The sequence below is a fragment of the Haloferula chungangensis genome (assembly GCF_042664875.1).
Classification (GTDB): Bacteria; Verrucomicrobiota; Verrucomicrobiia; order Verrucomicrobiales; family Akkermansiaceae; genus Haloferula; species Haloferula chungangensis.
Genome location: NZ_JBHTBS010000003.1, coordinates 443,654 through 457,414 on the forward strand (window position 1 = coordinate 443,654; position 13,761 = coordinate 457,414).

General features: G+C 58.2%; 11 protein-coding genes. 4 read left to right on the plus strand and 7 right to left on the minus strand.

Going from position 1 to position 13,761, the window contains the following annotated elements; genetic code table 11:
• Positions 1-19: 19 nt before the first annotated feature.
• The 4 genes from ybeY to ACFQY0_RS08540 all read right to left on the minus strand — a co-directional run bounded on the left by ybeY (position 20) and on the right by ACFQY0_RS08540 (position 4,500).
• On the minus strand, positions 20-475 hold the full coding sequence (ybeY, locus tag ACFQY0_RS08525; RefSeq protein WP_379711322.1) for an rRNA maturation RNase YbeY: 456 nt from the start codon (positions 473-475) through the stop codon (positions 20-22).
• The gene (locus ACFQY0_RS08530) at positions 475-2,136 is read right to left on the minus strand and encodes an HD family phosphohydrolase (RefSeq protein WP_379711324.1); all 1,662 of its coding nucleotides are present in this window, start codon (positions 2,134-2,136) and stop codon (positions 475-477) included. The genes ybeY and ACFQY0_RS08530 overlap by 1 nt, the downstream gene beginning before the upstream one ends.
• A 288-nt stretch (positions 2,137-2,424) precedes the next feature.
• Complete coding sequence (locus tag ACFQY0_RS08535) at positions 2,425-3,042, minus strand: HAD family hydrolase (RefSeq protein ID WP_379711325.1); 618 nt, start codon at positions 3,040-3,042, stop codon at positions 2,425-2,427.
• A 90-nt stretch (positions 3,043-3,132) separates the two neighbouring features.
• On the minus strand, positions 3,133-4,500 hold the full coding sequence (locus ACFQY0_RS08540; protein ID WP_379711327.1) for a UTP--glucose-1-phosphate uridylyltransferase: 1,368 nt from the start codon (positions 4,498-4,500) through the stop codon (positions 3,133-3,135).
• Between the two features lie 181 nt (positions 4,501-4,681).
• Here ACFQY0_RS08540 and rpoN point away from each other — a divergent pair, with 181 nt between their 5' ends.
• Genes rpoN through pyk form a run of 3 tightly spaced genes read left to right on the plus strand, consistent with a single transcriptional unit; the run spans position 4,682 to position 8,639 of the window.
• Positions 4,682-6,082, plus strand: a complete 1,401-nt coding sequence (gene rpoN / locus ACFQY0_RS08545) for an RNA polymerase factor sigma-54 (protein ID WP_379711329.1) — start codon at positions 4,682-4,684, stop codon at positions 6,080-6,082.
• A 54-nt stretch (positions 6,083-6,136) separates the two neighbouring features.
• The gene (locus ACFQY0_RS08550; RefSeq protein ID WP_379711330.1) at positions 6,137-7,177 is read left to right on the plus strand and encodes an Mrp/NBP35 family ATP-binding protein; all 1,041 of its coding nucleotides are present in this window, start codon (positions 6,137-6,139) and stop codon (positions 7,175-7,177) included.
• A 58-nt stretch (positions 7,178-7,235) separates the two neighbouring features.
• Entirely contained in the window at positions 7,236-8,639 is a 1,404-nt protein-coding gene (gene pyk / locus ACFQY0_RS08555; RefSeq protein ID WP_379711331.1) for a pyruvate kinase, read from the plus strand.
• 64 nt (positions 8,640-8,703) lie between these two features.
• On the opposite strand, the gene ACFQY0_RS08560 is transcribed toward pyk, so the two are convergent.
• Both ACFQY0_RS08560 and ispE read right to left on the minus strand, forming a co-directional pair.
• Positions 8,704-10,374 (minus strand): hypothetical protein, encoded by a 1,671-nt coding sequence (locus tag ACFQY0_RS08560; RefSeq protein ID WP_379711333.1) that lies wholly within the window; start codon positions 10,372-10,374, stop codon positions 8,704-8,706.
• Positions 10,375-10,405: 31 nt separating this feature from the next.
• A complete protein-coding gene (ispE, locus tag ACFQY0_RS08565; protein WP_379711335.1) occupies positions 10,406-11,248 on the minus strand; it encodes a 4-(cytidine 5'-diphospho)-2-C-methyl-D-erythritol kinase in 843 nt (280 codons plus the stop codon).
• A 131-nt stretch (positions 11,249-11,379) separates the two neighbouring features.
• Here ispE and ACFQY0_RS08570 point away from each other — a divergent pair, with 131 nt between their 5' ends.
• Entirely contained in the window at positions 11,380-13,074 is a 1,695-nt protein-coding gene (locus ACFQY0_RS08570; protein WP_379711337.1) for a maltoporin, read from the plus strand.
• 9 nt (positions 13,075-13,083) lie between these two features.
• On the opposite strand, the gene ACFQY0_RS08575 is transcribed toward ACFQY0_RS08570, so the two are convergent.
• Complete coding sequence (locus tag ACFQY0_RS08575) at positions 13,084-13,707, minus strand: laccase domain-containing protein (protein WP_379711338.1); 624 nt, start codon at positions 13,705-13,707, stop codon at positions 13,084-13,086.
• Positions 13,708-13,761 lie beyond the last annotated feature (54 nt).

Here is a 13,761-nt window from a genome sequence, read left to right on the forward strand (position 1 = left end):
GACGAACGAGCCTGCGGACTCAGGGTTCGATGGTCTTCCAGAGCTCGCCTACCAGTCGCTCCTGCGCCTCTTCCATCACCTTGCGGTCCTCATCCTTCTCATCTTCGTGGCCAGCCAGATGGAGCAGTCCGTGGACGAGATAGCGTAGCAGCTCCCGTTGCTCTGGTTCGCCGTATTCGACCGCCTGGCGCCGTGCCACTTCCACGCCGATGACGATCTCGCCGTGCTCGAATGTGATGACGTCCGTTTCGCCTTCGATGCCCATGAACTGCGCGTGCACTCGCGAGCTCGTCTCATCATCCACCAGCGCGACTTCCACGCACTCCAACGATGCCAGAGGAGCTTCATGATGGGCCATATCGCCCGCCACAATCAGCCGGGCCGCTTCAGCTCCGGCTTCTTCAAGCATGGTCAAAATGCGCTCAGACAACTGAATTTTTGTCTGATGGTCGCCAACGATAAGTTCCGTTTTCATTATCGCTTCGCAGGTTTGAGCTCCGCCGTCGGCGTTGGCTCGGGAGCGGCTGGAGCCGTCGCTCCATTGTTCCTCTTCTCCGCCGCAGCCCGCTTCTCAAGATCCGATTTGCTGCGGCTCTTGTCGTCGTCCTTCGGATAATCGATCCGGCTGTGCAGCATGCTTCTCAAGGTCTTGCAGAACACATCCTTCACGCGGGAAAGGTCTCTAACCGTCAGCAAACACTCGTCGAGTTGCCCGTCATTGATCCGCGAGGCCACGATGTCATCGACCAGCGAACGAATTTTTGCCGGCGTCGGCTTCTTGATCGTTCGGGAAGCACTCTCAATCGCGTCTGCCAGACTGATGATGCCGCTCTCGCGACTCCTCGGTGTCGGACCCGGATAACGGAAGTTTTTCTCGTCGATCTTCGGCAGGTCCTCGGGATTCTCGAGCTTCTTCTCGATCTTCTCCATTTCCGCACGCTTCTGTTCCTGCGCACGGCGGTAGAAGAAGCTCACTAGCGAATCGCCGTGGTGCTCGCGGATCACATCGATGACCCGCGGATTGAGCTTATGCTTCAGCGCCAGATCCACCCCATCCTTGACGTGGGCTGTGATGATCAAGGCACTCATCGTCGGAGTCAGCGCGTCGTGAGGATTTTCGGCACCATCATTCTGGTTCTCGATGAAATACTCCGGCTTCTTGAGCTTCCCGATGTCGTGGTAATAGGCCCCGACCCGACACATCGCCGCATTCGCTCCGACAGCTTCCGCCGCCGCTTCCGAGAGCGATGCCACCACCAGGCTGTGATGGAAGGTGCCCGGTGCTTCGAGCTGCAAACGACGCAGCAAGCGGTGATTCAAATCGCTGAGCTCCAGCCAACTGATATCCGTCGTCAATTTGAACAAGCCCTCAAGCACCGGTAGCAATCCACTCACGAGGAGCGCGATGACGATCCCCATTCCAAGGGCTGTCGCCGATGCCATCCCGACCATTTTCCACTCATCCAATGCATCGGCTTGCATGACCGAGCCAAGATCGATCGCACCGAAAATCACTGAAAGCACCAGGGCCATCAATCCGGCATAAAAGCCCGCCCGCAAGAGCTGCACCCGACGACGCGTCTGATGGAGCGCCTGGACCGCGACCAGTCCACAGAGCAAACTGACCGCCTGGTACATCCCCATTTCATTATCCGGCATGAGCAGCACACCAAGCAAGGAGACGTAAATCGTGGAAAAGATTCCAAGCGCCCGTCCGAGCAAGACGGTATGAACCATCGGTGCCAGAACAAAGGGGATCAGAAGGAAGCCCAACTCCACCGGCATGCGAATTAGCTCAGAAAAGAGCTCGATGCCCCGCATCAAGGCGAGATGAACCAGCACCCCTCCGAGAATCAAAATCACCCGCCCATTTCTCCGCGCTGCCAGCTCGAGATTGAGCTCCAGCACAGCCGCCCCACTCATCGCGATAAAGAATGCATAGAGCGCAAAATTCAGGCGCTTGGTCTCGATCGTGAACTCCTCAAGCCCCTCGGCCTGCGCGACGCCACGCATGACCAGCACGGCAGCTGCCGCACAGAAGCAAAGGTAGAGGGCATAACGCACCCACGGTGAGCGGTCCAAAGAACTCGCGACGCTGTCGTCGGCTTGGACACGGCGTTTTTTTCCTGACGACATCCCCTTCCGGGCTAGTCGCCAGCGTTTGAAAGCATCGAAAAATCCCACAGGCTGAAGGGTGTTTCTAAGGCGGAGTCCGGAGACTATGAAGGGGCGTGATCGTCACGCCCCCTCAACGCGGCCTTGCTACCCAATCACTCCGACCTTGGCAATCGGCAAATCATTCATGCGCGTCAATTTGACACACCTCAGGCTAACATGTGCGCTCTCGAGCCGGATCCCTTCGACAAGCAGCGACATCACTGGCGATGAGGCCACCCGGCGGCGTCAGCACCCGACGCGACTTCTTCAGGAGGTCGCCAAATCGAGCGGAGCAGGAATGGCCACCACGGTCATGCCGGCCTTTTGAGCGGCCATGATTCCGGCGGGAGCATCTTCTAACACCAGGCACTTCTCGGGAGCGACGCCCAGCAATTTGGCGGCGTGGAGAAAGATGTCCGGTGCTGGCTTTCCATGGGCCACGTCCTCTGCGGTCACCACTTCATCGAACAGATCGGACACACCCACCGCTTGAAGTGTTTTCTCGATCACCATGCGAGTTCCGCCGGTTGCGATCGCCATCGGAAGCTTCCCGCGAAGCTTCCGAGCGTATTCGACGACTTCTTCGATCAGCTCAATGCCCCCGAGGTGCTGAAGGTAAGCTTCGCGCTTCTTCATCGCCACGGCATCGGGATCCAGCTTCAGACCGTAGTCTGAATTCAGATCCACGACGATGTCTTTGGTTGGACGACCACCCATCGCGTAGAACACGTCTTCCTGAAAGACGTTCGCCGCTCCGTAATAGGACAGGGCCTCACACCAGGCTTCAAAGTGAGCCGGCATGGAATTCACCAAAGTTCCGTCGCAGTCAAAAATCACGGCTTCGATGCCGTCCAAAGGAAGTTCAAGGGGTCCGACTGTTGCCATTTCGCGGCGGAAGTATCAGCACGCACGAGGAAAACAAGGACACATCTTGAGGTTTTTTTGTCACCTTCATCCTCAGATGACAGAACTCACTCATGGATAGACTCCTGCACTGACGACCGTCTTGCCCTCCCCGCCAAATGAAGCGACCCCATCGATCACCACTCCATCTTCAAAGATAACTTCACCTAACACCTCCAACTTATCGCATTTCGCGAGGGAAGGCACTCCAAGGTCATCGAGCGCATCGACAAATTTATAGCGTTCATCGAGCGCCACCACCGGCGGCTGCCCCTTTCTCGAAGCAATCAGCGAGACCCTGCCGTCGTCGCCCACCTCGTAGGCATCCGACCTGAGCGCAAACAAGTCACCACTTGTCTTCACCGGAGCGAAGCGTGCTCGCGACACCTCGATCGCCTGAGCTCCCTCGAAGCACTCGATGGCAGCCCCCATTGCGGTCTCGAGCTGAGTCACGGGGGTCGATTCCTTATCCCGCGGATCCACCGTTTTCCGGTTGCGGATCATCGGCAGCGGCAAGACACCGCCACCTTCTTCGAGGCGCTTCTTCAGCACGTCGAGACGCAGCCAGATCGAGTTGGTGTTGAAATACTGGTGTCGATCGATGTCCTGAAAGGCTTCCAGATCTCCCTCAGGACACTGGGCCACTTCGCGAAGCAGCAACTGACCGTCGGATTTCCTCAAAGCGAGATGCCCGCCTTTCCGATCCGCCGGCGTCCGGCGGGTCACCTCCATCAGGAAGGGCGCTTCTGATTCCGCGAACCATGACAGGAGCTCGGGAGAAAGCACCGCACCCAGATTGTCCGAGTTGGAAACAAATGCATACTTCACCCCCTCAGCCAGCAAGCGGTCCAGCCAGCCACTTCCGATCAACGCCGGGTAAAGATCGCCGTGACCCGGAGGACACCACTCATGCTCAGGGTGAGACGGGCACTCGGCCGGAGCCAGGGTGGCGGCATCGATCTTCGGCACCTGATTTTGCATCAACTCCACTTCGGAAGCTTCCCGCAAACCTTCTGGCGCGCTCTTTGCCAGATGCCCCAGCGTATCATCACTGGAACTGAAGCTATTCATCAACAAGAGCCTGACCGGCGCCCCCGTCGACTCCCGCAACGAGCTGATCTGACGAACGATCAAATCCAGGAAATTCACGCCCGGTCGAACTTCCAACAAGCTCTTCACCTTCTCCAAGCCCATGCTCGTTCCAAGCCCCCCGTTCAGCTTGATCACCACGGTCTTCGCCAGCAGTTCCGGATCAAAGTCCGCCCCCTTGTCCTCATAAACAGGCAGATCCTTTGCCGGATCGATCTCCTCTTCGGGAATCAGCCCGCTTTCATTGCGACAGAGTGCCTCGTAGTTCCGACGAAATGCCTGAATTGCGGCGTCCATGACACCAGCTTCCGACATCTTCTCTTCAAATGGGGTAAAGTTTCCTTGGCTCATCGATTGCTTGAATTGGACTGTGAGAAGCTGTATCCACAGCCATCCCAAGGTCACGCGCAATCGTTAATCAATCAGGATCAAGGGCTAGCGATAAAAAAGACTGTCATTTGGCACGATTTTTGCTAAATAAACTCGCTTTTTTTTCAGAAGGGACCACTTTCGCGGCGAACTCCGCGACGCCATGGCAGACGCATCCCTCCATCAATCGCTGTCCCAACAGCAATCCCTCGCCCCTCAGATGCGGCGAAGCTTGGAAATCCTCCAAGCCAATTCGATGGAACTCACGCAAATGGTGAGAACCGCCCTCGAGACCAATCCGGTCCTGGAGGACATTACGGAAGTCATCTCGCTCGACGAATTGGGTCCTGACCCCAATGAGGCGGACTCGCTCGAATCCCTCAATGAGACCGACGATGATTGGCGCGAGTTGCAAATTCTCGAACGCCGCTCTCAAAACTGGAGCGCCGACGATGAAGAGCGCCGCGAGCACCTGTACAACTCAATCGTCGCCCCCGAGACCCTCCAGCAGCACCTCGCCAATCAGCTCGAACTCTCGCTGATCGACCCCTCAGTGCGGGTCGCCGCCAACGCCCTGTTAGGAAACCTCGACAGCCGTGGGTTCTTCGACATGGAGCCGCGCGAACTTGCGACACGACTCGAAATCAAGAAGGCCGACATGGATGCCGCCTTCGAGCTGATCCGATCTTTTGATCCCCCAGGCATCGGCGCCATCGACATCACCGACTCCCTTCTTCTCCAGCTCGAACACGCGGGAGAAAAGGACAGCCTCGAATACAAGATCGTCAGGGACCACCTCGCCGACCTTGCCCGCAAGCGCTATCCTCAGATTGCCAAGGCACTCGGCACCAACGTCGACCGCATCTCGGAAGGTGCCGCCCGCATCGGACGCCTTACCCTCAATCCCGGCGGCGAGTACAACCCTACGGGCAATCCCTACATCCAGCCCGACGTTGTCATTGAAAAAACCGACGAAGGCTGGACTGCCCGCCTCACCAACGAGTACCTGCCGAAGCTCAAGATCAGCGACTTTTACAAGGATATGCTGGGCACCACGGCCAATGACAAGAAGGCCAGGAACTTCCTTCAGGACAACATCCGTGAAGGTCGAACCCTGATTCGCTCGCTTTCACTTCGTCAGGAAACGATCTTCGCCATCGCCCAGAAGCTCATCGAACACCAACCCGCCTTCTTCGAAAAAGGCCCGCGGTTTCTCCGGCCACTGACGATGAATGACATCGCCGATCAGCTCAATCTGCACGCCACCACCATTTCGCGTGCGGTCGCCGGAAAATACGTCTTCACGCCCCACGGCCTGATGGAGATGCGCGCCTTCTTCGCCGCGGGTTACGAAACCGCCGACGGCACTCAGGTCTCGAACGCCGGTGTCCGCGAAGCCATGCAGGATCTGATTTCCAAAGAGGATCCGTCGAAACCGCTTTCCGACGACGCCATCGCCAAGGCCCTCAAAGCCCAAGGAATCCCCGTCGCCCGCCGCACCGTCGCCAAGTACCGAGAACAACTCGACATTCTCCCCTCCCACCTCCGCCGCAGCTTTTCTTAAAGACTCGACGACTCTTGCCATTCGCCCGTTCCCGTCGATCATCGGCGCGCCAGCATGACACCCGACTTCATCAAGCAAGCTCTCCGCACGGTCAAATACCCCGGATTCTCCCGCGACATCATCTCCTTCGGACTCGTTAAGAATGTCCGCTGCGAGCCCGGCGTGACCCAGGTCGACATTGAAATCCAAACCAAGGACCCCAAAGTCCCCGAGCAGATCTTCAAAGACTGCCACGCCGCTCTCGACGCGCTCCCCGATGTCGGCGAAGTCAAAATCAACATCGAAATCAAGGACGCTCCCACCGGTGCCGCTGAGGCCAATACCGGCAAGTCGTCCATTCCCGGCGTGAAAAAGATCATCGCCGTCGCCTCGGGAAAGGGTGGCGTCGGCAAATCCACCGTCGCCTCGAACCTCGCCATCGCCCTCGCTGCCACCGGCGCCAAGGTCGGACTATGCGACTGCGACCTTTACGGTCCCTCCGTTGCCATGATGTTTGGCAGCAGCGAAAGACCGTCCGCCAACGAACGTGAGGAAATCATTCCCATCGAAGCCCACGGCATCAAACTCATGTCGATGGGCTTCCTGTTAGAAGACCGCTCCCCCGTCATCGTCCGCGGCCCGATGGCCACCCGCTACACCCAGCAATTCCTCCGCCAGGTCGAATGGGGCGAACTCGACTACCTCATCCTCGACCTCCCGCCCGGCACTGGCGACATCCAGCTCACCATCGTTCAAACGGTCGCCGTCGATGGCGTCGTCATCGTCACCACTCCCCAGGAAGTCGCCCTCACAGACGCCCGCAAAGCCGTCTCGATGTTTGCCAAGGTCAACGTGCCGATCATCGGCCTCATTGAGAACATGGCCTGGTTCGAATGCGATCATGGCACCCGCTATCCGCTCTTTGGAGACGGAGGTGGCATCCGCGAAGCCGCGCGACTCAAGGTCCCCGTCCTCGCCCAGATCCCCATCGAAGTCCCCGTCCGAGAAGGCGGCGACGGCGGCACGCCAATTGCTCTTACTCCCCGCGACCAGAGCAAGGCCTCTCTCGCATTTCACCAGGCCGCACAGTCCGTCATCGCGGCCGTTTCCACCTGAAACCGGCCTCCTACTCCAACTCCTCCCTTCTCGCGAAAACCTCCACTCTCCCATCGCCATGCCTCGCAAGACCAAGCTCATTGTCACCCTCGGTCCCGCCACCGAGTCCGAAGAATCCATCGGCAAACTTCTTGATGGAGGTGCCAATGTCTTCCGTCTGAACATGAGTCATGCGCCCCATGACGTCGCCAAGCTCGCCGCGAAACGCGTCCGCAAGCTTTCCGCTGACCGTGGCATCCATGCCGCCGTGCTCTTCGACCTCACCGGTCCATCGATCCGCACCGGCGATGTCGACAAGCCTCATGAGCTCAAGATTGGTGACCTCGTCGAGTTCCGTAAAAGCACGGCCCAGCCCGGCACCGACATCTCCACGACCGTCAATTACGACGGCCTGATGGACGATGTTTCCGAAGGCAACACGCTGGTCGTCGACAACGGCACACTCCTCATGGAGATCCGATCGCGTCAGGACGACCGCATCGTCTGCGAAGTGAAGAACAACGGCATCCTCGGCTCCCGCCGTCACATCAATCTCCCCGGAACCCGACTGAATCTTCCCGCCCTAACAGAGAAAGACCACAAGGATCTCGCCCTCGCCGTGGAGTGCGATGCCGATTATGTCGCCGGTTCATTCGTCCGCGATGGTGCGCACGTCCGCGAGCTCCGCGATGCGATCGAGGCCCTTGAAGGCCACGCCCAAATCGTCGCGAAAATTGAAGATCAGGAGGCGATCAAGAACATCGACGCCATCATTCAGGCCTCAGATGCCATCATGATTGCCCGCGGCGACCTCGGCATCGAGGTCGAATACTGGGAACTCCCGATCCTTCAGCGCCGCCTGATCAAGCGCTGTCACGAACTCGGCAAGCGCGTGATCGTCGCCACGCAACTTCTGGAATCGATGATCCAGAACCCGACACCCACCCGTGCCGAGGTCACCGACGTCTCCAATGCCGCCTACGAAGAAGCGGACGCGCTCATGCTTTCCGGTGAGACCAGCATCGGCGCTCACCCGCACCGTTGCCTTGAGGCACTGGTGAAAATCAGCACACGGATCGAACGCTCCGGCGGTCTCGGCTACGGTCAGCACGTCATGCTGCGCGATGAGAGACAGAAGGCCGCCAAAGCCGCCATCACCTTGGTCGACTCGCTCCCGGATGGACGCCTGGTCGTGCTTACCCGTCGGGGCATCATGGCCAACCATACCGCCATGCTCCGCCCCCGCACTTCGCAGTTCTACGCCTTTGCTCCGAACGAGAGGGTCTGCCGCCAGCTGGCCTTGAGCCGTAGCATTGAAGCCTTCCACCTTCCTTTTGCCTCCACCATCAAGGAAACGATTCAACGAGCCGCAGAGTACCTCCGCGAACAAGGCCTCGTTCGCCCCGGAACTCCACTGGTCATTGTCTCCGACATCTTTTCTGATCAATTCACCGCGAATTCGATCCTGCTGCACCACGCGTGAGCCGCGGCTTTTTTTCTGATCCATTCAGGGAGTCCTAACAGGTCGCCCCCCATCCTCCGTGAGTTCACCCGCTCACCGCCGGAGCCTGATGCACCGTGATTTGAGTAAATGGAATTCCCCAGCTCTGCTCATTGCACACATCCACGCAGGTTTTCTGGATCAATCGACGCAGGAGATTCAGTCGCGACGCCATTTCGCCGGTGAAATCCGCCATGACCTGATAGTCGAGCGAAGAGGCGCCCGCACTTGAAAACTCCACCTTCACCGACTTCACGACCTCACGGTCCATCAGCTCATAAAGAGCCTCCTCGATACGCGATTGGAATAACTCCGGAACCTCCGTGGTAGCGATCTTCTGATGGCTGTAATCGATTCCAAATACCGTACTCACCCGGAAGCCCCGTGATAGATTTTCAGGAGAAAGTTCGAGGAATGCCGAAGTTTCGTAGGTTTTCCGACTGCCCCCCAGAATCAAGACCACGACCTGCTCTGGAGTTTGGTTGACGACTTTACCGTAGACCCCATCGCTGAGATTCACCCAATCATCGCAACGGGTTGGAAACCACGGCTCTTTCGGATCCGCCTCTCGGGAATGCAGCGGCATCACATCCCGGACCGGCAACCTCAGGTTACCTCCTGCAAGTTCGGGATTACTAAAGTCACAGTAGAAGTTCAATCGATCGACCTTCCAGGGAATCCCATCGTAGACCAGGCGCTCTCCCTGCCTGACAGATCCGATATTCAAGATCATCTTGATCTGCTCAACGTAAGGCGGGATCGCTCTTTTCGATGTCCATCCGATTCCCACCATGAAGATGATCGAAATTGCCAACAGCAGCCAGTCTCCGCGAAGATAGAACACCAGCACGGCGGCGAGGATCGCCAAAAGCACCGAAGCAGCTTCCACCATCAGATCAGCACCTCTGGCCGCCAGACCGTTCTTCTTCTTTCGATGCATCGGACTAACCCGGATGAGCTGGCGGTAGAGCCCCTTGACGCCGAAGAACACCAGCAAGGAGACGACCAGGGCAATCACCAGGTTCAGCCCCTTGCTCTTCCAGAAGCCCTTGATTCCACTGGAAATCGCATTCCAGGTGGTGGGGCTGTTCTTCTCGCGCTCTTCGATCTGCTGGGTGAGTACTTGAACCCGGCTCGCTGCCTCATCAGCCCGATCCTCCCAGATCTTCTGCGTTGAATTCAGCTCTTCTTCAATCGACGACTGAGTTGCTACCGCCTGCAGTTTCCCGATCCGCTCGAGCGCCGCGTCACTCATCTTTTTTCGCTCGCTCCAGAGCCTGAGATCATTCCTCAGGGCCTCCATCTCTCGAGGTCCTGACGTGAGCTCGCGAACGCCATTACTAATCGGCGCAATGATGTCCTCCAAATTTTCCTGCCAGGAGATGTTCTCTTTTGCCGTCGACTGATAACTGCTCTCCTCGATTCCTGAAGCGAGCGTTCGGAAGTTTCCACGCAGCTGAAGATAACGTTCCCGTTGTGCATCCAGTTCCTCGCCCAATTCGGCTTTTTCCTCCTCGGTACTTGCAGCCGCAAGCCGAGCCTTCGCCTCCGCCAAATCCTCTTCCGCAGCGACCAGGGCGGGAACCAGGATGCGCAAACGCTCGATCTCCTTTCCCCGCTCCGCCGCGACAGGTGCCGTTGGCATCGACTCGATCTGCGCAGATGCATGCGGAAGCAATACCCACCACAAGAGAGCCAGAACCAGAGAACGCTTCATTAGAACAATCCTAGCCACAATCCGTCAGGACTCAACCCCCCAGCTCACCCATCCACGCCCAGAGCTTCGGATCCAGCTCGTTTCGAGCCGCTTCAACGACTTCATCCGCCCGCTCCGGACGGTCGACTAGGGCAAACATCGTGGATCCGGATCCGCTCATCAATGCGCCCTCGACCCCCTCCCGCCCCAACAGCCACATCTTCATTTCCGCCAGAAAGAGATGCTTCTGGAAGACCGGACGCTCGAGATCATTGACCAGTTCACCCCATTCAAAATGCTGAGCCCCGTAACTCACGCCGGGCAACTCCTTTGAGTCCTTCCAGCCTTTGTAGGCATCCGGAGTCGACACACCAAAATCTGGCTTCAACAGCAGCACCGGAATCCTGGGCAAATCCGCAGCCTGCTCCACACGCTCACCCCGACCACCAACCCGAGCTACGGACGAGCCCAGAAAAAATGGGACGTCTGATCCAATTTCCGCCGCCATCCGGCACAAGCGATCGTGACCCAGACCCGTGCCATGGATGCGATCGAGGGCACTCAGGGTTGCAGCCGCATCACTGCTCCCTCCCCCAAGCCCCGCCCCATGCGGCACGACTTTTTCAAGGTGGATGGCAAGAGGCGTCGACATGCGGGTTTCGCGACGGAAAACCGACAGCGCCTTGATCACCAGATTGCTTTCGTCCAGCGGCAGGCCTTCCCGGTTGCATGTAAACCCATCCTCTTCCGCGCGCCGGAAGCTCAGCCGGTCATGCAGACCAGGCAGCCTCACCATGAGTGATTCAATTTCATGAAAACCATCATCGCGGCGTTTCAGCACCCGCAGTGATAGATTCAGCTTGGCCGGAGCCGTGACGTCGATGGAGGCATTCATGGAAGTTCTGTCGATCATCCGGACTCTTCACCCATTGAGCAACCCTTCATCGACGTGCGCTGACACGCAACTCCCCTCACCATCCGAGATGCCCCTTGACCATCGAGCCACGGAATCGCGACCTTATTACTGTGAAACTCGTCTCGGGAACCCTGTTAGCCATCCTTTCTTTCCTACTCCTTCAAACCCAGGGCTTCGCTCAGGACGAAGATCTCGCAAAGGAACTCAGAATGGAACTCGATGAGATTCGCAATGCCTACGAAACACGCATTGATCAGCTGGAAGCCCGCATTAAGGAACTCGAGACAAAATCCACCGAATCTGCCGCAACACCCGCGCCCGCCCCCAAACAGGCCCCGGCGAAACCAAATCGATCGACAAGCCCGTCGATGCAGGCAGCCGCCTCGTCCAACGTCGACGATGAGCGAGACGATCCAACCGATGAAGATCTCTCGCACGAACTCGCCCAACAAACTCGCGAATCGTTCCGCAGCAACACCGAAACGCGCGAACTCAGCCGTCGACCGGATGTCGAGAAAGCCCTCAACGAGCGAATCGAGGACGTCCTGAACAACTACATCGATATCACCGGATACTTCCGGGCAGGCTACGGACGTGGCGACAACGGAGGCCCTCAACGAGCCTTCGGACTCCCCGGTGTTTCCAAATACCGACTCGGTAACGAAACCGAGAACTATGGAGAGCTTGCTTTCTCCAAGACCTTCTTCCAACCCGGAGCCTTCTCGCTGAGCAACCCCTCAGGCGGCATCAGTGGACCCGTTGCACAAATGAATGCCCGGATGTCGTTCTTCAATCCCTACGACAACTACGGCTCCGCCAACGACACCGAGATCGCCCTCCCCGAACTCTGGGCATCTGTGGGCAACGTCATCCCCGGGCGGCCCGACGCCAAGTTCTGGGCAGGTAGCCGCTTCTACCGGCGTCACGACATTCATATCAACGACTACTATTTCTGGGACATGAGCGGCGGCGGTGCCGGCATCGAGGATTTTGAACTCGGAGCAGGAAAACTCGCCTTTGCATGGATCGGAGACGGTGCGGAAAGCGCGATTTACGATCGGGTCGGCACTCCCGATCCACTCAACATCGCTGGATTCAGCAAAACGAACTTCGATCTGCGCTACTACGACTGGGCGCTGTTAGGCGGGAAGGGAGAGGTCGGCCTGACCTACTCGATCGCCGATTCGGGGGTCGATTCCGCCGGGGTCAAGGCCGAGAATTCCGAAGGCTTCGCCTTGAGCCTGGTTCGCACCAAGGAAGGCTTCTACGACCCCGAGAGCATCCACAAGACCTCGCTTCAAGTGGCCACGGGTCCCGCCAAGACCTTCACCTCGGGTTTTGATACCTTCACCGATGCGACCGGCACCTACATCCGCCCCGACCCGAACGAATCCTGGCGTTTTCGTGCCACCGACCACTGGGTCGTCAAACCCTGGGAATGCGTCTCGCTTGGCACCGCCTTCGTCTATCAGTACACCGATTTCGGCTCGGACCTGCCGGAGCAGCACTGGCTTTCCGGTGGAGTCCGCCCCATCTGGCATTTCAATGAGTGGGCATCGCTCGCCTTTGAAGGTGGTTTCGACTGGATCTCCAACTCACCTAACGGCAACTCCGGGTCACTCGGAAAAATCACCATCGCCCCGCAGGTTGCTCTGGGTGACCAGTTCTTCTCGCGCCCCGTGCTCCGCGCCTTTATCACCTACGCGTTCTGGAATGACGGCATGCAAGGCACCGTCGGCGGCCCCGACTACCTGAATGAAACCTCAGGCCTCAGCTGGGGTGTTCAGATGGAGTCCTGGTGGTAAATTACCGGATCAAGGAGCCTCGCGCATCAGCAATGCCAGCAGCCGCCCCGTCCGTCCCTTCTCGACCCGATAACTGTAGTACTTCGTCAGGTCGGATGCCGTGTTTATTCCGCAGTCGATGAATTCACCAACCCCCGCAGCCTTCGCCTGACGCACGATATCGGCAGCAAAATCGATGTCGTAGTCCGGCGGACGGATGCACGGCCCCAGAACCCCCACCACCTCTTCCGGCCGGGTTCCGTAAAGCTCTGCCATGCGTTTCAGACCCTCTCCCAAAATTCCGAGTTCGGTCCCCTTCTTTCCGGAGTGCAGTAAGCCGATCGCCCCGCTCCGCTGATCGGCCAGATAGATCGGTCCGCAGTCAGCCACATAAATGCCCAGCACCTGACCGGTCTCGATCGTCACCAAACCGTCCACCTCCGGCATCTCACCGGGTACTTCGCCCTTCACTTCCGCGACGGCATTTCCGTGCACCTGCTCCGCACGCCACCAGTCCGCTTTTCCAAATTTCTCACGCAGCGTGGAATGGTGATGCGGCAACAGGCGCTCCAGCACCACGTCACGCTCCGCATCCACGTCGACTCCATCGACACGATGCACGAAGTCCGCCCGCAAACCCGGAATCCGGTTCAATGGGTCTAAAAATGAGAGCGCCCCCGTCACGGCACTAAGGTAACGGGGGCGCAA

Coding starts and splice junctions, on each gene's coding strand:
- ybeY (WP_379711322.1), bottom strand. CDS start 475: ATGAAAACGGAACTTATCGTTGGCGACCATCAGACAAAAATTCAGTTG.
- ACFQY0_RS08530 (WP_379711324.1), bottom strand. CDS start 2,136: ATGTCGTCAGGAAAAAAACGCCGTGTCCAAGCCGACGACAGCGTCGCG.
- ACFQY0_RS08535 (WP_379711325.1), bottom strand. CDS start 3,042: ATGGCAACAGTCGGACCCCTTGAACTTCCTTTGGACGGCATCGAAGCC.
- ACFQY0_RS08540 (WP_379711327.1), bottom strand. CDS start 4,500: ATGAGCCAAGGAAACTTTACCCCATTTGAAGAGAAGATGTCGGAAGCT.
- rpoN (WP_379711329.1), top strand. CDS start 4,682: ATGGCAGACGCATCCCTCCATCAATCGCTGTCCCAACAGCAATCCCTC.
- ACFQY0_RS08550 (WP_379711330.1), top strand. CDS start 6,137: ATGACACCCGACTTCATCAAGCAAGCTCTCCGCACGGTCAAATACCCC.
- pyk (WP_379711331.1), top strand. CDS start 7,236: ATGCCTCGCAAGACCAAGCTCATTGTCACCCTCGGTCCCGCCACCGAG.
- ACFQY0_RS08560 (WP_379711333.1), bottom strand. CDS start 10,374: ATGAAGCGTTCTCTGGTTCTGGCTCTCTTGTGGTGGGTATTGCTTCCG.
- ispE (WP_379711335.1), bottom strand. CDS start 11,248: ATGAATGCCTCCATCGACGTCACGGCTCCGGCCAAGCTGAATCTATCA.